Raw genomic sequence first — 20,431 nt, forward strand, 5'->3', positions numbered from 1 at the left:
CGGGAAGTCTCCTTAAGCCTCTGATGCCTGCACGAGCGCCTGCGCCATGCGCTCCGCGGTCGCGAGCGCGGCCGAAGTCATGATGTCGAGATTGCCCGCGTAGGCGGGCAGATAGTGCGCGGCGCCTTCCACCTCGATGAAGATCGACGTCTTCAGACCACTGAAGCTACCGAGGCCCGGAATGTTCAGCGGCGCGCTCGCGCTGATTTCGTCGAACTGCACCTTCTGCTTCAGGCGATAGCCGGGCACGTACGCCTGCACCGCGGCGGCCATCTGCTCGATCGACTGCTCGACCTTGTCGAGGTCGGCCAGCTCCGACAGCGTATAGACCGTGTCGCGCATCATCACCGGCGGCTCGGCCGGGTTGAGCACGATGATCGCCTTGCCCTTCGCGGCGCCGCCGACCACTTCGATCGCCTTCGAAGTCGTCTCGGTGAACTCGTCGATGTTCGCGCGCGTGCCTGGGCCCGCTGACTTGCTGCTGATCGACGCGACGATCTCCGCGTAATGCACCTTCGCGACGCGCGACACGGCCGCGACCATCGGAATGGTCGCCTGTCCGCCGCACGTGACCATGTTCACGTTCGGCGCGTCGAGATGCGCGTGGAGATTCACCACCGGCACGCAGTACGGGCCGATCGCCGCTGGCGTCAGATCGATCACGCGAATCGAGGGCTTCAGCTTTCGCAACAGCGCATCGTTCTTCACGTGTGCGCCCGCCGAGGTCGCGTCGAACACGAAGTCGATGTCGTTGAACACGGGCAGACGCGTCAGACCTTCGACACCTTCATGCGTGGTCGCGACGCCAAGCCGCGCGGCGCGCGCGAGGCCGTCGGAGTTCGGATCGATGCCGACCATCGCCGCGACTTCGAGATGCTTGCCGTGACGCAGGATCTTGATCATCAGATCGGTGCCGATATTGCCCGAGCCGATGATCGCGGCCTTGAGTTTTTCGCTTGCCATATGAGTTCCCTATCGAATGCTTGCGAGTGCTTGCTTTATGCGGAAAAAGTCGCGCGGACGCTGCCGAGACCTTCGATCTGCGCGCAGTAGGTGCCCGGCTCCTTGACGGCGACCATCGGGCCCAAAGCGCCCGTCATCAGCACGTCGCCGGCACGCAGCGGCGTGCCGAGCCGGACCATGCGATCCGCGAGCCAGGCGGCGGCATTCAGCGGATTGCCGAGACATGCGGCGCCATTGCCGCGCGACAGGACTTCCGCATCCTTCGATAGCGTCATCGCGCAGGCCGCGAGATCGATATCGCGCAGCAGGACCGGCCGGCTGCCGAGCACGAAGCGCGCGCTCGACGCGTTGTCCGCGACCGTATCGACGAAACGGATGTTCCAGCCTTCGATGCGGCTGTCCACCACTTCGATCGCCGCGACCGCATACGCGGTTGCGCGCATCAGATCGGCGTACGTGTGGCGCTCGTGCAGCAGATCGTGTTCGAGCACGAGCGCGATCTCCGCTTCGACCTTCGGCTGGATCAGCTCGTCCACCGGAATCGGCTGGCCGTCGCCATACGCCATCGATGCGAACAGCGCGCCGAAGTCAGGCTGGTCGACACCGAGTTGACGCTGCACCGCCGGCGACGTGAGTCCGATCTTGCGGCCGACGACGCGCTCGCCCGCCGCGATGCGCGCGGCCACGTTGGCCTGCTGCACCGCGTAGGCGAGCTCCTCGGCGTCGGCCGGGTTCGACAGTTCGACGAAACGCGGGTCGTCGCGCAACGGCGCGATGGTCGCGCGCGTACGTTCCGATTCGCGCAGGCGCAGGGCGAGCGCGTCTGCATTGCTTTGAATGGTCATAACGGGTTCCTGATTCGGTTAGACGTGGGCCGTCACGGGTCGCGCATGCATCGCGCCAAAGCCCGCGATCCATTCGGGGATCGGACGGTAGTAATCGAGCGACGCGCGATACGGGCCGCTCGCGTTCAGTGCGCCGAACGCGGCGATCCACGTCCGGATTTCGTGCGCGGACTTGCCGGCCTCGCGCGTGATCGCGCGGTTGGTGAAACCGTCGAGCGCGGTGAGTTCGCCTTCTTCGAGCAGCTTCAGGAACGCGCGATCCCATTCCGGATTGAGCGGATGCAGACGGCTGTCGCCCGCGGCGAACGCGCGCGCCGCCGCGATCGTGCGCGCCTCACGCGCCGCGCGTGATTCGGCCGACGGATTGCGGCCCGCGATCAGACGCTCGGCGACTTCCTCGCTCGCGCCCGCGAGTTCCGGCACCGGCGGCTCGTGCGAGATGCCGCCCGAGCCGATCACGAGCACGCGTTGCTTCGAGCGTGCGAGCGCTCGACCCAACGCATCGCCGAGCAGACGCGCGCGGCGGCATGAAGCCATCGGCGCGGCCACCGAATTGATGAATACCGGCACGACCGGATAGCGATCGAGGCCGCCCGTCAGAATCTCCAGCGCTTGCGCGCAACCGTGATCGACCTGCATGCGGTACGAGACGGCGACGTCAACGTCGCTCGCGAGCACCGCTTCGGCAAGGTCGAACGCGGTATCGGCGGGCACATCCAGCGGACCGGCGAGGCTCTTGAAGTCGCCGATCGCGCTCGCCGATGCGCCGATGCAAAACGGCGGCATCACGTCATAGAAGAAACCGTTGTAATGATCGGGCGCGAACACGACGACCAGTTCGGGATCGAACTCGACGACGCGCGCACGCGCTGCCGCATGCACGCGCTCGACTTCCGCGACGACTTCGGGCGCGGGATCGTAATAGCCGTGCAACGGCGTGTGCGATAGGCATTCGAGCAGCATCGGCATATCAGGCTCCGGCGATTGCAGCGGTGGCGAAAGTGGCGACGGCATCGGGCGCGAACGCTGCTTCGTCGCCATAACCGGCCACGTCAGCCCACCCCGCCACGTCGAGATGCAGCTGCCGCGCGAGTTCGACGACGAGTTGCGACACCTGCTGCGGCGAGCCCATGCCCGCGACGAAACGATCGGGACGCAACAGCACGACGGATTCCGGCACTCGCGTGAACCAGTCCTTCAGCCGCGTATTCACATCGCCGATCGCGATGACGTCTTCTGGCACGTCGTCATGGAAAGACAGCTGCGTGTCCGGCTTCGCGACCACGAAGCAGCCGCCGAGCCGCTGCCAGATCGCACGCGCCTGCTCCGACAAACCGAAGGTCGGCTCCGCGCCCCAGCCGACGATCGCGAAGCGGTTGCCGAGCACATCGTCGAGTCGCACGACCTCGCCGCTCACCGTGCGCACGCGCGGTTGAATGAACATGCGGCCGACCGGCGAATGACAATGCGGGTCGCGTCCATACACGAGACGGCCGAGCCGCGACTCGCGCTTCTCGCTCATCAGACCGAGCAGGCGGCCCGGCGCCGAATGCCCCGAGCGTTCGAGCACGCGCGCGAGCCAGCCATGCTTGCGCGGCGTGCGCGCCAGCAATACGACGCCGCTTTCATAACGTGGCATCGGCTTGAAACGCATTTCGACGAAGTAGCGCTTGACCGCCGGGAACAAGTTGAACGTACGCACGAACGCGTCGCGAAACTTGATGCCGAAGCGGCTCGTCGGCGCGAAGATGTCGCCCGCGACCTCAGAGAGGTGGATCATCGAGCGCGCATGCGAGCGGCGCTCGGCGGTGTAGCTATCGAGCAGCGCATCGCCGGCGACGCCCTTGACCACCATCGCGAGTTTCCAGCCGAGGTTGCTCGCGTCGCGAATACCGCTGTTGTAGCCCTGGCCCTGCCACACCGGCATGATGTGCGCGGCGTCGCCGGCGAGCAGCACGCGGTTCACGCGGAAGCTGCTCGCGAGCCGCGCGTTGTGCGTATAGACGCGCTTGCGGATGTAGTCGACCTTCTCCGGCTCGGCGACGACCTTGCGGATCAGCGCGGCCATGTTCTCCGGCTTCGACAGCTCTTCCTCGGTCTCGCCGGGCATCACCATGAATTCGAAGCGGCGAATCCCGTGCGGCAGCGCGGCCGACACGTACGGGCGCCGCGGATCGCAATGCATGTACACGTGCGGCGAGCCGATCGGGTCGTTGCGCACGTCGACGACGATCCACTGATTCGGTTTCGTGCGGCCCTCGAACGGCACGTCGAGGGTGCGGCGCACGAAGCTGTTGCCGCCGTCCGCACCGACCATGTACGACGCGCGGATCGTACGGCGGCCGCTCTGCGCGTGTTGCGCTTCGATCGTGACGCCGCTGCCGTCCTGCGTGAACGAGTTGACCGTGTGGCCGAACCGCACCTCGACGTGCGGGAAGCGTTGCAGGCCCTCGTACAACACGCGATCGGCCAGCGGCTGAATGAACGCGTTGCGGCGTGACCAGCCGAATTCGTCGGTGCGCGGCTCGATCGATGCGAAGCAGTGACCGTTGCTCGTGACGAAGCGCATCCAGTGATCGGGGGTCGTGTGCGGCAGCAATGCATCGGCGAGACCGACGGACTGAAACACGCGCAGCGCTTCATCATCGAGGCCGATCGCGCGCGGATAGTCGATGATCTTGTCGAGCCTTTCGATCAGCACGACGCGCACGCCCTGCAGGCCGAGATAGTTGGCGATCATCAAACCGACCGGGCCGGCGCCGATGATCGCGACGTCGGTGGTGACGGGTCCACTGTGACCTTGCGCGGCCACCGGGTCGAGCGTTTGGGGCATGTTGTCTCCGTATGTCGACCAGAGTGACCGGGCCGAGATATTCACGGAGCGCGGCGGCGGGAACCGGCTGTCGCCATGGCGAAAAATCGCCTGCGGGCAACAGCTTGCGTCTCCATGAAATCGTTGATTTGTTGGCAGTCTAGGACCGGCCACCTGCCCGCTCAACAAAATCTGGAAATTGTGCATAGAATGCACATAGATGATTTGATTGAGGTTTCAAGTGACCAAATACACGAATGTGCGAGGTCTGTCGCGCGGCTTGCAGGTGCTGCAGGCGCTCAACTCGATGGACAGCGGCCGCGCGACGAGCCAGCAGATCAGCGAACTGACCGGCCTGCATCGCACCACCGCGCGGCGGCTGCTCGAAACGTTGATGGAGGAAGGCTTCGTGCGGCGCAGCGCGTCGGACGACAGCTTCCGGCTCACGCTGAAGGTGCGCGCGCTGAGCGAAGGCTTCACCGACGACGAACGCATCGCGACGATCGCGCCGCCGGTGATGGGGCGTCTGCTGCAACGCGTCGCGTGGCCGTCCGATCTGACCACGCCCGACGGCGACGCGATGATCGTCCGTGAGACCACGCACCGCTTCAGTCCGTTGTCGTTTCATCGCGCGATGGTCGGCCGCCGTTTGCCGATCCTGCTGACCGCGGCGGGTCGCGCGTACTTCGCGATGTGCCCCGACGAGGAGCGCGAGGACATTCTCGATCTGCTGCGCGCGGGCGCCGGCGGCGAGGAGCAGAAGGCGCTCGCGTCGAACGACGCGTTGATCCGCAGCCTCGTGCGACGCGTGCGCGCGGATGGGTTCGGCTCGAATCACGGCGACTGGGCGGACCAGGGGAAGATCGGCGCGGTTGCCGTCGCGATCGTGTTCGAGGAACGCGTGCTCGCGAGCTTGAACGTGGTGTTTCTGTCGCGCGCGGTGTCGCTCGCGGAAGCGAAGCGGCGCTATGTGCCCGAGTTGCAGACGGCCGCGCGGGAAATGGTCGAGGAACTCGCGGCGCAGACCCGCGCGAGGAGCGGAGCGGACAAGACGCGTGCGGGACGCGAGCGGAAGTCGTGAGTGGCATTCGCAAGCCGTCCCGCGACTCAGAATCGCGTGCGAATACCCGTCGTCAATTGCAACTGGTGCTTCGCGCCAAACGTCGTCGCGACGACGTAACCATGGTGAAGCTTCATCTTGTGCTCGAAGCGACCCACGCGGTCAGCCCGCTTTCAAGGCTTCACGTCATCGACGAACTGATCGGTAAACGTGCGCGACAGATCGATATGCCGCCCCTTCACCGCCGGATTGAAACTCGACAGTACCTTCAGCACCGTCTGCGGACCGTCGGCTGGCATCTTGCCGTCGACGGTGTACATCGGCAGCGAGGCCTGCAATGCGCTGATATACAGCGCCCTGTCGTTGCCGATGTCTTGTTTTGGCATCTGCGCGGCGATCTGTTCCGCGCTGTGGGTGTGCATATAGCGCAGCGTCTTGACGAATGCGCGCGCGAGTTTCGCGGCTACGTCGGCATGCGCGTCGAGCCACGTGCTTTGCACGTAGAGGCTCGACGCCGGATACATGCCTCCGAGCGCGGCGCGCGTGCCATCGACATTGCGCATGTCGACGAGTACCTTGGCGTCGCCCGCTTTCAATAGTTGAGTGACGGTCGGCTCGGTCGTCATACCCGCCTGAATGCGTCCTTGCCGCATCGCCGCGATGAAACTGCTGTCCGCGCCGACCGGCAGCAGCGTGTATTGCGTGGACCGCACGCCCGCGCGCTGTGCGAGGTACTGCGTGAGAAAACTCGTCGAGGAGCCGAGCCCCGTCACGCCGAGTGTTTTACCGCGCACGTCGGCCATGCTCCGGATCGAATCGGCCGATTTCGCCGCGACCAGTTGCACTTCGCCGGGCACCTGACTGAATACGACGATCGTCTTCACTTCCTTGCCGCGTGTCTGCAGATCGATCGTGTGATCGTAGAAGCCGACCACGCCCTGCACCGCGCCCGCGAGCATTTCGTTTTCGCCGTCTATTCCAGTCGGCTGCGACAGCAGTTCGACGTCGAGCCCTTCGGCCTTGAAATAGCCGAGCTGTTCGGCAAGACGCGCCGGCAGATAGATGAGCTTGTTGGTACCGCCCACCATGATCGCGAGTTTCTCCGGCGCGGCGGCTTGCGCAGGCGTCGCGAGTCTCGCGAGCGCGCACAGCGCGAGCGACGCCGCGACGGCGGCATAGGCCGCGCGCGAGAAACGCGTCAAGGAAAGCTTCATTGGGGTGTCTCCGTTATCTTGCGTCTGGGCGCCGCGCGGGGGTCGCCTGCCCGTGATTGTGAAGGTGCGAACCCATCCCGATGCTTGCACGGCTGTGCATGTTGCGCGAACCTCGGGTTTATCCCGATCACTTCGGCGTTGCGCGCGGAAACGTCACGGCGATATGCACACCCTTGCCGCCCTCGCCCGCCTTCAGCGTGATCTCGCCGTGATGGGCGTCCGCGATTTCGCGCACGATCGCAAGACCGAGGCCCGTGCCCTCGGTATCCGTCGATGCACGAAAGAACGGCTCGAACACACGGCTGCGCGATTCGGCCGGAATGCCGGGGCCGTTGTCGGTCACGCTGACCGTCACCGCATTGGCCGCGGTATCAGCGTTCACGGCGACCGTCACGTGACCACCGCTGCCCGTATAGCGAATCGCGTTCTCGGCGAGATTCGCGATCAGTGCCTGCAACAAGCCGCGATGTCCGAGCACCGGCGCCGCGCCGTGCAATTCCGCGCCCAGATCGATTTCACGTGCCTGCGCGAGCAGGCCGAGATCTTCGACGACCTCCATCGCGAGCGGCACCAGATCGACGCGTTCCATCGCGAGCTGCGAGTTGTCGGCGGCCTCGGCCTGCGCGAGCAAAAGCAGCTTGTTGGTGAGCCCGACCATCGAGCGGTTGCTGCGATGCATCGCGGCAAGCGCTTCGTCGAGCGCGGGATTGAGGCCTTCCTGCTGCCGCGCGAATTGCAGTTGCGTGCCGAGCAGCGTGAGCGGCGTGCGCAACTGATGCGCGGCGTCGGCGATAAAGCGCCGCTGCGCCGCCACCTGCACGCCGAGCCGCGCGATGCACTGATTGATCGCATCGACGATGGGCCGCAGTTCCGTATGCAGACGCTCGACGCGAATCGGTTCGAGCTGCATCGGATCGCGGTCGGCCACCTCGTCTTTCACCTTCATCAAGGGCCGCAACTCGAACGTGAGCCCGATGCAAACGAGCGCCACCGCCAGCGCGATCATTTCGAGCTGGCGCACGAGTTGCGGCCGCCACAGCTGTTGCGTCATCGCATCGCGCGAGCGCACGGTCTTGCCGACAGTCACGCGCACGGGACGCGTCGCGCCGTTGTCGTACATGAGCCGCACGACGTCGACAGCGCGCACCTGCTGGCCGTGCAACTGCGTGTAGTACGAATCCGGCACGTCGGGCGCCCGCAGCGGACGCGGCGGAAAATCAGGCGTACCCGCGAGCAGCCGCCCACCGTCGACACGCACGCTATAGAACACCTGGTCGCGATATGGCGATGCGAAGATCTCGAGCGCGGCGGGCGGCACATCGACACGCAGAAAGCCGTCGCTCCATTCGACCTCGCCCGCGATCATCCGCGCCGACGCGACCAGCTGATTGTCCTGCACCAGATTCGCGGTGTGCCGCGCGTTGTCGTACTCGGTCTTGCCGGTCACGAACACATAAAGCGCGAGCGGTACGAGCAGCCACCACAGCAGGCGTATGCGTAGGCTATTGGCCATCGTTACTGGTCGTCTTCCCGCTTGCGCAGCAGATAGCCGAGCCCGCGCAGCGTGACGATCGCGGCCGAGCTGCCATCGAGCTTCTTGCGCAGACGCGAAATGTAGATCTCGACCGCGTCCTCGCTCGGCTCGTCGGCCAGCGTGAAGATCGCATCGACGAGCGCCGGCTTCGTCACCGTCTTGCCGAGGCGCAGGATCAGCGCTTCGAGCACCGAACGCTCGCGCGGCGTCACGTTCAGCGGCGCGCCCTTCAGCGTGAACTGGCGCGTGTCGATGTCGAACGACAGATCGCCGCACATCACCTCGCCCGCTTTCGACGGCGACTGCCGCCGAATCGCCACCTTGATGCGCGCGATCAGCTCGCGCACTTCGAACGGCTTCACCAGATAGTCGTCGGCGCCGGCACCGAGCAGCTCCACCTTCTCGTCGATCGAGCCGCTCGCGGTGAGGATCAGCACCGGCGTCGCGTCGCCACGCTGACGCAGCCGGCGCAGCACGTTCTTGCCCGACAGCTTCGGCAGGTTCAGGTCGAGCAGGATCACGTCGTAGTGATTGGTGCGCAGCAGGCGGTCGGCTTCATCGCCGTCCTGCACGGCGTCGAGCGCGAAGGCTTCCTGCTCAAGCATCTTCGCGAGCCAGTGCGCAAGCGTGGGGTTGTCTTCGATCAGCAGCAGCTTCATGGCGGCAACGGCAAAAGTCAGGTCGTCGATTGTGCCTTAAAACAAGGGGCCTGCGCGCATACCGTGTGGTTTGCCGCATACGTCCGGTGCCTACCGCGAGCGCAGTGCCGATCCGCGCGCAAATTTCGGCGCTCTTTCGGCGCATTTTCGGGTTAACACCCATGTTTTGCGCCAAACCCCGAAAGCTGGCAGAAGGTTTTGCGTTTCTATAATCGCCCCCATTGACCCAGAAAAGCGCCGCGCATCACGGTCGCGGCGACCCACCTAAGGAGACTGCTTCATGCGTACCTTGCGCCAGATTGCCGCTGTATCAGGAGTTGCGTTCGCCCTTGCCGCCGCTTCGGCCGCCGCTCACGCCGAGAAGATCACGATCATGGTCGGCGGCGCCACCAAGATCATCTATCTGCCGGCCAAGCTCACCGAGCAGCTCGGCTACTTCAAGGACGAAGGCCTCGACGTCGAGATCCTGTCGCAGCCGGCCGGCGTCGATGCGGAGAACGAACTGCTCGCGGGCGCGGTGCAAGGCGTGGTCGGCTTCTACGATCATACGATCGACCTGCAGAGCAAGGGCAAGGAAGTGCAGGCGCTCGTCGTCTTCGGCCAGGTCCCGGGCGAAGTCGAAATGGTCTCGACGAAGGCGGCCGATTCGCTGAAGAGCATGGCCGACGTCAAAGGCAAGACGCTCGGGGTGACCGGCCTCGGTTCATCGACCAGCTTCCTCACGCAGTACCTCGCGCAGCGCGCGGGCGTGCCGTCGACGCAATACACGATGTTGCCGGTCGGCGCGGACAACAGCTTCATCGCCGCCGTCAAGCAAGGCCGCATCGACGCCGGCATGACCACCGAGCCGACCGTCTCGCAACTGCTGAAGACCGGCGACGCGAAGGTGCTGGTCGACATGCGCAACGTGGACGGCACGCGCGCCGCGCTCGGCGGCACCTACCCCGCTTCGAGCTTCTACGTGCAGCGCGCGTGGGCCGAAGCGCACAAGGACGAGGCCGCGAAGCTCTCGCATGCGTTCGCGAAGACGCTGAACTACATCGCGACGCATAGCGCCGAGGACATCGCCGCGCAGATGCCGAAGGACTACTACGGCAACAACAAGGACCTGTACGTGAACGCGCTGAAGGCGTCGCTGCCGATGTTCACGAAGGACGGCAAGATGCCCGCCGACGGCCCGGATACGGTGCTGAAGGTGCTGTCCGCATTCAATCCGTCGGTGAAGGGCAAGCATATCGATCTCGCCAAGACCTACACCAACGACTACGTGTCGGCGCCGGTCAAGACCGCGTCGAAGTAACGCTTCTTTCATATTTACAGAACTGCGAGGCACCCGCCGATGAATCAACCTATGTCACGCGAGACGCCAGCGATCGAAATGCGCAAAGTGTCGTGCCGTTTCATTTCCCCGGACGGCAAGGCCACGATCGCGCTGCGCGACTTCAGCATGTCGGTGGCACGCGGCGAATTCGTCGCGGTGGTCGGCCCGACCGGCTGCGGCAAGTCCACTACGCTTAGCATGATCACCGGCTTGCTGAAGCCGACCACCGGCGAAGTGCGCGTGATGGGCGCGCCGGTGGACGGCATCGATCCGCGCATCGGTTTCGTGTTTCAGGCCGATGCGGTGTTTCCGTGGCGCTCGGTGCTCGACAACGTCGCGGCGGGTCCGCTGTATCGCGGCCGCTCGAAATCGGCCGCTTACGACGAAGCGAACGAATGGCTGCGCCGCGTGGGCCTCGACAAGTTCGGCAAGCACTATCCGCATCAACTGTCCGGCGGCATGCGCAAGCGCGTCGCGCTTGCGCAGACCTTCATCAACAAGCCGGAAATCCTGCTGATGGACGAGCCGTTCTCGGCGCTCGACATGCAGACGCGCACATTGATGCAGGACGAGTTGCTGCAATTGTGGGGCGGCGCCGGCTCGGTCGTGTTCGTCACGCACGACCTCGAAGAAGCGATTGCGCTCGCCGACCGCGTGTTCGTGCTAACTGCCCGCCCCGCCACGCTGAAGAAAGTCTACGAAATCGATCTGCCGCGACCGCGCGTCACATCGGAGGTCCGCTACGACTCACGCTTCATCGAAATTTCGCGCGATATCTGGCATGACCTGCGCGAAGAAGTGCAGATCGGTTAATCAAGGAACGGCAAACATGTCTACAACCTCTCAACAGATGATGCCCACGGGCATCGACGCCGCGTCGCTCGCTCACGTCGAGCGTATTGCGCAGAAGAAGATCCGCCAGCGCCAGGTTCTGGTGATTTCGCTGCGCATTCTCCTGCTCGTGGTCGTGCTCGGCGGCTGGGAACTGTCCGCGCGCCTGAAGTGGATCGACCCTTTCTTCTTCTCGATGCCGACCGAGATCTTCGCTCAGATCGTCGACTGGTTCGTGAACGGTACGTCGCAAGGGCCGCTGCTCACGCAGGTGTGGGTCACGCTCGAGGAAACGGGGCTCGGCTTCATCATCGGTTCGATCGGGGGCATCTTCTGCGGCATCGTGCTCGGCCGCAACAAGCTGCTCTCCGACGTGTTCAGCCTCTACATCAAGATCGCCAACTCGATCCCGCGCGTCGTGCTCGGCTCGGTGTTCGTGATCGCGCTCGGGCTCGGCATGGCATCGAAAGTCGCGCTCGCGGTCGTGATGGTGTTTTTCGTCGTGTTCGCCAACGCGTTCCAGGGCGTGCGCGAAGCAGATCGCTACATGATCGCGAATGCGCAGATACTCGGCGCGTCGCGCCGTCAGGTGACGACCTCGGTCGTGATTCCGTCGGCGCTGAGCTGGATTCTCGCGAGCCTGCACGTGAGCTTCGGCTTTGCGCTGGTCGGTGCGGTAGTCGGCGAGTTTCTCGGCTCGAAGCAGGGCATCGGCTTGCTGATCTCGACCGCGCAGGGCGCGTTCAATGCGGCCGGCGTGTTCGCGGCGATGATCGTGCTGGCGGTGGTCGCGCTTGCCGCCGACTACCTGCTGACCGCGGTGGAGAATCGATTGTTGAAGTGGCGGCCGAGTTCGGTTTAAACCGCGGCAGCGCAGAGTCCACAAACAGTAGTTCGCTTCACCGATGCCGCTCAGTCTTCTGGACTGAGCGGCATTTTTATTTGCTAACGCACATTCTGTCTCTCGCCAGCAAACTGTTTTTCGCAATACGTTGGCCACGTCGCAACACTTCTTTCTTTCAATTCCCCACCAGAAGGCCAACATCCGGCTGCCAGCCCGTTCCATGCGCGATGGCACGTTCGATGCATACCCACCGCGCAAGTCAGGCGATCGCCAACATCGATCGCGGATCGAAGCGAGGTGAGTCATGTCGAGTGCACAGAGTCAACGCCGGTCAACCAACGGGTACGACGGCCCGTTCATGCGCGCCAACACCGCGAATCGTCGCGATCGTCATCATTCGAGCGAATTCGTGCTGTTCGGCTTGCACACCGTCGGCGTGATCGGTCGCGGACCGAAACGCCTCTGGCCGTATGTCCTACCCTGGTTGTTCATCTTACTGACGATCGGTTCCATCTGCCTCGTCGTGCGCGGCGTGCTCGCGCGGCAATTGCTGGTACCGCCGGTGGAGACACCGCAAACGTTGACCGAGCGCGGCTATACGGCGAACTTTCTCGCCGAGCGGATCATGTCGGCGATGAAGGAAATCGGCCAGGATGCCGAATCGATTCCACACGACACGATGACCAGCAACGACGCGCAGCAGGACATCCAGATTCCGGGTCAGGAAATGTCGTATGCGACGACGGTGCGCTTCATCAAAGGCGTGCTCAAGCGCGACGATGTCGCCGTGCACATCGGCATCACGAAAACGAATAGCAGCGCGGATTCATACGTTGCGCACGTGCAGATAGAACACGGACCGTTCAACGGCCGCGAAAGCACGGTGCCGTTCGAAGGGCGCGACCTCGAAAAGCTCGTGCACGACATCGCAGTCACGGCGATGCGCCTCGCCGAACCTAACATCCTCGCCAGTCATCTGTACACGCAGGTGCAAAAGACCAAATGCTCGCTCGCGCAATGCGACTATCGCGAGATCGTCGGGATCTATGACGAAGTCCTCGCATTGCCGTCATCCGAGCAAGCCCAATGGGCAGTCGCGGGCAAGGCGTGGTTGCTCGACAGTCAGCAGCGCTCGAGAGAAGCCGAGCAGCAGATCCGTGAAGCATTGACCCAATACAAGCACTCCGCGGTGCTGCGCGCGGGTCTCGGCATTGCGCTCGAACAGCAGAACCGCATCGACGATGCGCTAAAGGAACTGCGGGCTGGCGCGAAGGAAAAGTCGCGCACCGCTGAAAACCTGCGACTGCTCGGCGACGTGCTGTTGCATTCGAACAAGCACGATCGCGAAGCACTCGCAGCGTTCAGGCAGGCCGCCGAGATGAACCCCGACTCCGTCGACACGCTGCACGACTGGGCCGAGGCGCTCGTCAAAACCGGCCACGACGACGAAGCGATCGACAAGCTGTCGCACGCCGTCGCGTTGCGTCCCGATCTCGCGCCGTCCTATGTGGAATGGGGCCACGCGCTGGAACACAAAGGCGCGCTGCGCGAGGCCGCGCGCAAGTATGCACAGGCATTGCAGCTCGACGCCGGTACGTTGTCGGCGCGCGAACGCGAGCTGGCGCTCTCGACGGACGCATCGCCCGACGAAGCCGACACCCGGACATCGAGGCCTGACCTGCGCGTCAAGCCCGTTTCGAATCCCATGACGTCGTACCCGCTTCGGGCATCGCTCGATACGGTACGCGACGCCGTAGGACGGGCGATGCGAGCGGCCTGAGCCGCGCGCATTCGCCATTTGAGTTGGCAACACAGCCGAACAGGAGACAGTTCGATGGACAGCTTCGAAGATGCATTCAAAGCCTTGATCGGAAACGAAGGCGGTTACAGCTTCAATCCGGCCGATCCAGGCGGCGAAACAATGTGGGGTGTGACAGCGCGCGTCGCGCGCAGTGAGGGCTATAACGGCGCGATGAAAGACCTGCCGCTCGATACCGCCCATCAGATCGCCAAGCGCAGGTACTGGGACCCGTTGCATCTCGACGAACTCGATCCGCGCGTGGCTTTCCAGATTTTCGATGCGAACTACAACGGCGGCCTCGTCGTGCTGTGGATGCAGAAGGCATCTGGCGCCAGGGAAGACGGCAAGTTCGGCCCCGACACGCTCGATGCGGTCAAGAACGCCGATCCGATGAAGTTCGTGATGCGCTTCGCCGCGTATCGTCTGCGGTACCTGCGGAACCTGCATTCGTGGCCGAATTTCAGCCGCGGCTGGACCGAACGCATGGCAGCCAATCTTCTCCTGGGAGCAGCATGATGGACTGGTCTAAAGTAGCGAAAAATATCAACAGCACCGCCCCGCTTCTCGCCGGGCTCGTAGGGGGGCCGGTCGGCCTCGGCGTGACCGCTGCGGCCGCGATCATCTCGCACGCGCTCGGCACGCCGAGCGACCCAGCCTTCGTGGAACCCGCGTTGAACGACCCCGGCGCACTCGAAAAACTTCGCCAGGCCGAAGGCGCGAACTCGCTGCAATTGCAGCAGTTGATGGTGACGGCCGCGCAGTCGAGCCTCGCGCACGACGCCGACATGGCCCGCATCGCCACGAGTGACACCGCGAACGCACGCGCGATGGGTGTCGCCAATCGCGACTGGGTCCCGAAAGTGCTCGCGATGGCGGTCACCACCGGCTTCTTCGGCATTTTGCTGCTGATGGCGTTCCAGCCTTTGCCGGGTACCAACAAGGATCTCGTCAACGTGATCGTCGGCGCGTTGGGAACCGCGTGGATCAGCATCATCGGCTATTACTTCGGCACGTCGGTCGGCTCGATGCGCAAGACCGAGCTGCTCGCGAAGCCGAGCGTGCCGATCACGGCAGATAGCGCCTTGACGTTGCGCGAACCGGCGTCGCAGTCGGGATCGCATGCACCGGCGGCAGCCGCGCCGTCCGGCGACCACTTCCCATCGTTCGCGCCGGGCGGGCAAGGTCCGATCTTCTCGGGCGGTAGTTGAGTCGATGCTGCATTGAGCGAATCATGCACGCGACGAAATACCCCAAGCGTCGCGTGCATGTCCGTTTCAAAGCAGGGCACTTTCGCCACCGCGCGTTTTGCGCTAAGTTGGCAACGCGAAGTCCATCCCGTCCCGAGTGGAGCGATAAAGATGAGTGACGTCGAGCAGAACACGCAGAACGATCCGATCGAACACGTCGTGCTGCTGCTGATGGAGAATCATTCGTTCGACCAGATGCTCGGCTGCCTCGACGCCGTGCACGACGAACTGGACGGCGTACGCAACGCGGCCGGCAAATCGAACGCCGACGGTCAAGGCCACACCTTCTATCCGCGTGAAACGCGCGAGCGGCAGATGAAGCAAGATCCGAATCACGAGCACAAGGCCGTGATGGAACAGATCGCCGCCGACAACAGCGGTTTCGTGCGTACGTTCGTGAACGACTACCCGAAGAGTAGCCTCGCCGCGCGGCAAGACGTGATGGGCTATTACCCGCTCGGCTTTCTGCCCGCGCTGCACACGCTCGGTACGCAATTCACCGTGTGCGACCAGTGGTTCTCGTCATTGCCGGGGCCGACGTGGCCCAACCGTTTTTTCGCGCTGACGGGTACGTCGAAAGGCGAGATCGGAATGCCTTCGGGACTCGACGGGCTCAATCCGCACTGGTACACCGAGCAGGATCAGGACACGATTTTCGATCGGTTGAACGCCGCGCGCAAAACATGGAGCGTCTATTTCTACGACTTCCCCGCCTCGTTGCTGCTGAAGAACCAGCGCCGCGCGGAAAACCTCGCAAATTACCGCTCTTTCGATAAATTCTTCGAGGACGCGGCGGGACCCGCCAGTCAGTTTCCGCAATTCGTACTGATCGAGCCGAAGTACTTCGGCGAAGCGCAGAACGACGATCATCCGCCGCACAACATCATGAAGGCAGAGAAGCTGATCGCGGACACTTACAATGCGCTGCGCTCGAATCAGGCGCTGTGGGAGCGCACGTTACTGGTGGTCCTCTACGATGAGCACGGCGGTTTCTACGACCACGTATCGCCGCCGGCCGACGCGGTCGCACCCGACGACCACACCGCGAGCTTCGATTTCAAACAACTCGGCGTGCGTGTTCCCGCCATCCTGGTGTCACCGTGGTGCGAAGCTGGCGTGTGCAACGAACGATTCGATCATTGCAGCCTGCTGAAGTACCTGTGCGACAAGTGGCAAATGCCACCGCTCGGCAAGCGCGCCGAGGCGTCCGCGAACCTCGGTGTGGCGATTCGCCGTGGCGGCGGCGCGCGCACCGATACGCCGCCGTTTATTCGCGTGCCCAATCAATCTCTGATTGCGCAGCACGTCGAACTGGAGCGCAAATCGTCGAATGGCAATCAGCACGGCCTGCATCATTTCGCCGACTATCTGCACGCGGAACTGGACCGGCTCGCCGCCGAGGCGGTCGAGGCGGCCGCGCAACTGGCGCGCACCGGCAACGCATGGGTGCGCTTCAAGAGCGCGTTGGGCTCGCTGATGATGAGTCTCGGCCAGTGGCTCAGCCAGGACTTCTACGACGCACGCGACCAACGCGATGCGCGCACGAGCCAGGCGTTCACGCGCTTGCGGCAATCGGTCCGTGAGGCGACGCCGGGCATCGCGCGAAACGATGCGGAAGAAACGGCATCGTCCGTCAATCCGGTCCCGGAGAAATAGCACGCCGCAAAGCGGTGGTAGTGCGGAACGTTGCCGGATGCCAGAGTTCGTGAAATCGGGGACCTTGGATTTCTTCGACTATTTCAATAGTCTTGACGCAGTGCCCGGTTGGCAGTGACGGTATCAGTGAAGCGGACGGTGAATCTGTGCCACAGAAACCGAGAATTTCGGTTCGGGACCGCCGCAGCGCAGCGCCGCCGGCTATTTTCCCGGCGACAAGCGACATCGCGCGGACAACGGCCAACTACGGACCTTCGCCCACGCTTGTACACGGACGTTCGAGCGTCGGCTTCGCCCCGGGCAACGGACGTTAGCGTGCCAATTGCGTCGGTTGTGTCGTCGGCCGAAGCCGACATTGGGGGTCGAGCGGTGCGACATCATGGATGTGTCCGCTATCAAGATACGGAATGCGCTCGACTGTTCAGCGTGAAGCCTGCGGAGAAACTCAATCCTTGCCTTCCGGTGCTGCCAGCCCACGAAGGTTCCACAGGGGAACAAGGACTGTCTTGTCTTCGCTATTTTCCGTTGAATGATGAGCATCAACGGAACGCGACAACAATAGGGCCGCCTTTTGGGCAGCCCTATTCTCTACCTGGAGAGCGCACGATACGGGTTGAACGCCTCTTGCAACTCAGCAGACAGCCCGTCAGGTCGACGAGTTGCTTCAACGGTCGTCGCCATCGCGACCCGCAGACGCCGGCCGAGGCGGGTTGACGGTCATGGCGGCACCAGTCAGTACCCAGGCCCGCTGGCTGGGTGCGAACCGCGGTGCCAGCAAACCGTCATTGATTTCGCGCGTCACGGCAAAGCGACGGAACGAAGTCACCGGTAAGAACAGGCGGGAATTGTCCGGGAACCCATCGCTGGCAGTATCCACGTCTCCCTCGCGTGCCGATATGACGCCGTCGCCATTGGTATCGACCCGTCTGACTTCGGCCACATAGGCGTCGTACAAGCGCTGCGGGAATGGCGTGCCCGGCTCGAACGATGCCACTCGTACATAGGTGTCCAGGTAAATTTCGTGGGCCAGCCCGCTCGGGATGAAGCGCTGACGGTATTCCCGCTGGTTATCGACGTCCGCGTCGAATCGGTCGGGGTCGCGCGGACCCGCACCACCCAGCGGAGCCGCATTGTTCGGATCGTCACCATAGTCGATCGGACTGTTCTTCACGCCTGCCGGTCCAGAGCCCGGAATCAGTGACGAGAGCGCGCCAAGTTTGCCCGCCTCAAAAGTACCGGGGATACCGCCGGTAAAAGGCAACTCGTAGAGTGGATGGATCCAGTTGGTCGTGTAATTGAATTCCCAGTAGCCGTGACAATCAGACTGCTGCATGCAGTTAATCGCCCCCATGCTTAGCTGGATCGGCACGATATTGGTCTGGCGGTCGGGAAAGTGATCAGAAGCGTCGGGGAAATGCGGTGCCCTGCCATCCATTGTGAATAGCCGGTCTGGCACGTTGTTGTGTGTGCCCATCGCATGCAAGGCGGCCGCGTCCGCGGTTGTCATCGTGCCGAACTGGGCGTGCCCGTCGGGTCGGGGTGGTGCGATATCCGGCACGTGTAAATCGTGGATCATCCAGCCCTCATACCAACCGCTTTCGTTGTTAATCACAAACAGATATGAGAGGTCGGTAAATACATCGATGAAGGCGCGAACGTTGTTCGGATCAGTGGGCAGCCCAGGCTTCGGTTCGACCACAACGCGCACGGCACCGATGGTTGGCAAGCCGCAGACGGCACCACTTGCCGTCAGCATCGCCTTGTCGTTGATGCCGGGGAATCGTGCCGTGAACGGATTGGGTTCGAATCCTACTGTGGACAGCAGGTAGTACTGGAACAACTGGCTCGGTTTGTCGGCCTCGGCATAGGCCTGAATCGGCAAATAGCTATGGGGCCGCTCGGCCATCCTTTCGAGAAGATCCTGCAGCGAATCCGGCAGGTGCGCGATGTCGCCGCGCTGACGCACCAGCGCGCCGTCAGCGGCAGCGTTCGGATTCGGATGGCAAGGTGGCGGCGGCTGTTCCGCGCATGCCTGGCCTGCGGCCAACGCGCCGATGAAGGCGGCAGCGGACAGACTGGCAGCTCGAGAAGCCAGTGGTCTAAAGCTGCGGGGCTTGAATAGCGATTTCATGATTGCTCCTGAGGTGGACCCGCTTCGACGGACAGATCTGCAGTTAGGTATTGATGCGTGGCTTAACCTCCTTTGAAAGTTGAGCAGCGGGTTGTCCATGGCCGGGCAGCGGGTCGCCTGTCTCGACCATGACGCTGCCTCGCGGTGGGCAACCCGCGAGGCGATGCGACTGGGTGAAATCGGCGAATCGGATGCCGCGAGAGAAGTGTCGAGTAAACGGGTTGGAGGAAGAGATATTCCGGGCGCAGCTAAAGAATGCAGCGGCAGTCATGCCTGTCGGATCCATTGCGCGCGTACTAGCCGCATCATCCGGCTGTATTCGCGCACTACCTTAAGGCAGGCTGAAGAAGTCGCCGTTGGTCGTTGCCGCAGCAGCAAAGTTGCGTCAAGTTGCAGGCGTAACGGCATCGCCGTCGTTTGATCGCGCCACGCCGCCCTCGGAAGGCCGATGGCGTCCAATAGCGCATTTGCGCGCGCGGTGAAATCCGGACTTGCTTGTCCCCCGATTCATTTTCGTCGCACCGCCAGAGCGGACGCTCGACATGGGTTGTTACGGCCGTGCAACCAACGACCGCGATGGCCGTTCATGTCGCTCAGCGCGGGATGTCGGATGATCGCTGTTCCAGAGTAAGCTGCCGTTGAGGTGACGAAGCTTCGAACGACGGCAGTGGATCGATTTGACGCAATCGCGGACCACCTTACTCTCGCAAGGGATGTCGACCGCGCGGATCAATCACGAACTGTGGCAGCAGTCGTTCACCGACCTCGCATCGTTTCCATTTCCTGCGACACCGGACAGACGTCTACGCGTTAACCCTAAACATTCCGTCGTTTTATATCAAATTTCGCAACAAACATTACCTATCTTACGTCTTACTCTCACCAGTTCGCCAAATTACAATGCAATCACTGACTACGAACAAGCAAGTTCGCAGCAAGATAAAACCCTGAACTGGAGGTAAGTATCATGAAATCGCTGATTCAAGCCGTTGTCATCGCCGTCGCTGTCGCCGCTCCGGTCGCCGCGTTCGCGCAAGCCAACCAGCCCGTGACCCGCGCTCAAGTGCGCGCCGAGCTGATCCAACTGGAAAAGGCCGGCTATCAACCTGGTCACGCCGACCCGCACTACCCGGCTGACATCCAGGCTGCGCAAGCCCGCGTCGACGCGCAAAACGGCGTCGGTCAAACCGCTACCGGCTTTGGTGGTGCGGTGAGCGGTACGTCGCAAACGAGCCATGCGGCTCCGACGAGTGGCCCGAAGTCGGTCTACTTCGGTCAGTAAGCGGTAGGTGGCAGGCGGTTCGTCAAGCGCAGCTACGTGGCCACGAAGCCCTACGGCGAAACGAACCGCGAGCACTTCCAAATAGCGCGTCCTTGCGACGCGCGCCCCGATTCAAATGAACTGGCCCGCGACTCGGGTATGTCCGAGCGCGGGCCAGTTCGTATGTGGTTACCTCCGTCATCGGGCTCCCGATGACTTCGCCCAGGCCTTCACGGTCTGGGCGCTTTTTCG

General features: G+C 63.2%; 17 protein-coding genes. 9 read left to right on the plus strand and 8 right to left on the minus strand.

Annotated elements, in window-relative coordinates; all coding sequences use genetic code 11:
• Nucleotides 1-12 precede the first annotated feature (12 nt).
• The 4 genes from OKW45_RS11510 to OKW45_RS11525 are packed head-to-tail and all read right to left on the minus strand — an operon-like array spanning nt 13 to nt 4,641.
• Entirely contained in the window at nt 13-963 is a 951-nt protein-coding gene (locus OKW45_RS11510; protein ID WP_429468122.1) for an acetaldehyde dehydrogenase (acetylating), read from the minus strand.
• A gap of 35 nt (nt 964-998) precedes the next feature.
• Nucleotides 999-1,808, minus strand: coding sequence for a 2-keto-4-pentenoate hydratase (locus tag OKW45_RS11515; RefSeq protein ID WP_429468125.1), 810 nt, complete (start codon nt 1,806-1,808; stop codon nt 999-1,001).
• 18 nt (nt 1,809-1,826) lie between these two features.
• Nucleotides 1,827-2,777: a 3-carboxyethylcatechol 2,3-dioxygenase gene (locus tag OKW45_RS11520; protein WP_429468128.1), complete on the minus strand. Its 951-nt coding sequence runs from the start codon at nt 2,775-2,777 to the stop codon at nt 1,827-1,829.
• Between the two features lies 1 nt (nt 2,778).
• Entirely contained in the window at nt 2,779-4,641 is a 1,863-nt protein-coding gene (locus tag OKW45_RS11525) for a bifunctional 3-(3-hydroxy-phenyl)propionate/3-hydroxycinnamic acid hydroxylase (RefSeq protein WP_429468131.1), read from the minus strand.
• A 220-nt stretch (nt 4,642-4,861) separates the two neighbouring features.
• Here OKW45_RS11525 and OKW45_RS11530 point away from each other — a divergent pair, with 220 nt between their 5' ends.
• Entirely contained in the window at nt 4,862-5,701 is an 840-nt protein-coding gene (locus OKW45_RS11530) for a DNA-binding transcriptional regulator (RefSeq protein WP_184011659.1), read from the plus strand.
• 152 nt (nt 5,702-5,853) lie between these two features.
• Here OKW45_RS11530 and OKW45_RS11535 read toward each other — a convergent pair whose 3' ends face one another.
• The 3 genes from OKW45_RS11535 to OKW45_RS11545 form a co-directional block, all read right to left on the minus strand.
• Nucleotides 5,854-6,894, minus strand: coding sequence for an ABC transporter substrate-binding protein (locus OKW45_RS11535; protein WP_018423690.1), 1,041 nt, complete (start codon nt 6,892-6,894; stop codon nt 5,854-5,856).
• Nucleotides 6,895-7,021: 127 nt separating this feature from the next.
• The gene (locus tag OKW45_RS11540; protein ID WP_018423691.1) at nt 7,022-8,407 is read right to left on the minus strand and encodes a sensor histidine kinase; all 1,386 of its coding nucleotides are present in this window, start codon (nt 8,405-8,407) and stop codon (nt 7,022-7,024) included.
• A gap of 2 nt (nt 8,408-8,409) precedes the next feature.
• Nucleotides 8,410-9,087 (minus strand): response regulator, encoded by a 678-nt coding sequence (locus tag OKW45_RS11545; RefSeq protein ID WP_429468135.1) that lies wholly within the window; start codon nt 9,085-9,087, stop codon nt 8,410-8,412.
• A gap of 280 nt (nt 9,088-9,367) precedes the next feature.
• Between OKW45_RS11545 and OKW45_RS11550 the strand changes: the two genes are divergently transcribed.
• The 7 genes from OKW45_RS11550 to OKW45_RS11580 all read left to right on the plus strand — a co-directional run bounded on the left by OKW45_RS11550 (nt 9,368) and on the right by OKW45_RS11580 (nt 16,787).
• Complete coding sequence (locus OKW45_RS11550) at nt 9,368-10,387, plus strand: ABC transporter substrate-binding protein (RefSeq protein ID WP_018423693.1); 1,020 nt, start codon at nt 9,368-9,370, stop codon at nt 10,385-10,387.
• 39 nt (nt 10,388-10,426) lie between these two features.
• Entirely contained in the window at nt 10,427-11,221 is a 795-nt protein-coding gene (locus tag OKW45_RS11555) for an ABC transporter ATP-binding protein (protein WP_026226392.1), read from the plus strand.
• A gap of 16 nt (nt 11,222-11,237) precedes the next feature.
• Entirely contained in the window at nt 11,238-12,101 is an 864-nt protein-coding gene (locus OKW45_RS11560; RefSeq protein ID WP_026226393.1) for an ABC transporter permease, read from the plus strand.
• Nucleotides 12,102-12,387: 286 nt separating this feature from the next.
• Nucleotides 12,388-13,863, plus strand: a complete 1,476-nt coding sequence (locus tag OKW45_RS11565; RefSeq protein WP_429468138.1) for a tetratricopeptide repeat protein — start codon at nt 12,388-12,390, stop codon at nt 13,861-13,863.
• Nucleotides 13,864-13,917: 54 nt separating this feature from the next.
• Nucleotides 13,918-14,400: a glycoside hydrolase family 108 protein gene (locus OKW45_RS11570; protein ID WP_018423697.1), complete on the plus strand. Its 483-nt coding sequence runs from the start codon at nt 13,918-13,920 to the stop codon at nt 14,398-14,400.
• Nucleotides 14,400-15,092 carry a hypothetical protein gene (locus OKW45_RS11575; protein ID WP_018423698.1) on the plus strand — a complete coding sequence of 231 codons (693 nt, stop codon included), beginning with the start codon at nt 14,400-14,402 and terminating at the stop codon, nt 15,090-15,092. Before OKW45_RS11570 ends, OKW45_RS11575 begins: the two co-directional genes overlap by 1 nt.
• A 150-nt stretch (nt 15,093-15,242) precedes the next feature.
• Nucleotides 15,243-16,787 (plus strand): alkaline phosphatase family protein, encoded by a 1,545-nt coding sequence (locus tag OKW45_RS11580; protein ID WP_429468141.1) that lies wholly within the window; start codon nt 15,243-15,245, stop codon nt 16,785-16,787.
• A 664-nt stretch (nt 16,788-17,451) separates the two neighbouring features.
• Here the strand turns inward: OKW45_RS11580 and OKW45_RS11585 are convergent.
• A complete protein-coding gene (locus OKW45_RS11585) occupies nt 17,452-18,918 on the minus strand; it encodes a hypothetical protein (protein WP_429468144.1) in 1,467 nt (488 codons plus the stop codon).
• Nucleotides 18,919-19,885: 967 nt separating this feature from the next.
• Here OKW45_RS11585 and OKW45_RS11590 point away from each other — a divergent pair.
• On the plus strand, nt 19,886-20,200 hold the full coding sequence (locus tag OKW45_RS11590) for a DUF4148 domain-containing protein (RefSeq protein WP_429468147.1): 315 nt from the start codon (nt 19,886-19,888) through the stop codon (nt 20,198-20,200).
• Nucleotides 20,201-20,431: the final 231 nt, after the last annotated feature.

Origin of the sequence: Paraburkholderia lebeckiae (assembly GCF_050436225.1) — a bacterium.
GTDB classification, from domain to species: Bacteria; Pseudomonadota; Gammaproteobacteria; order Burkholderiales; family Burkholderiaceae; genus Paraburkholderia; species Paraburkholderia tuberum.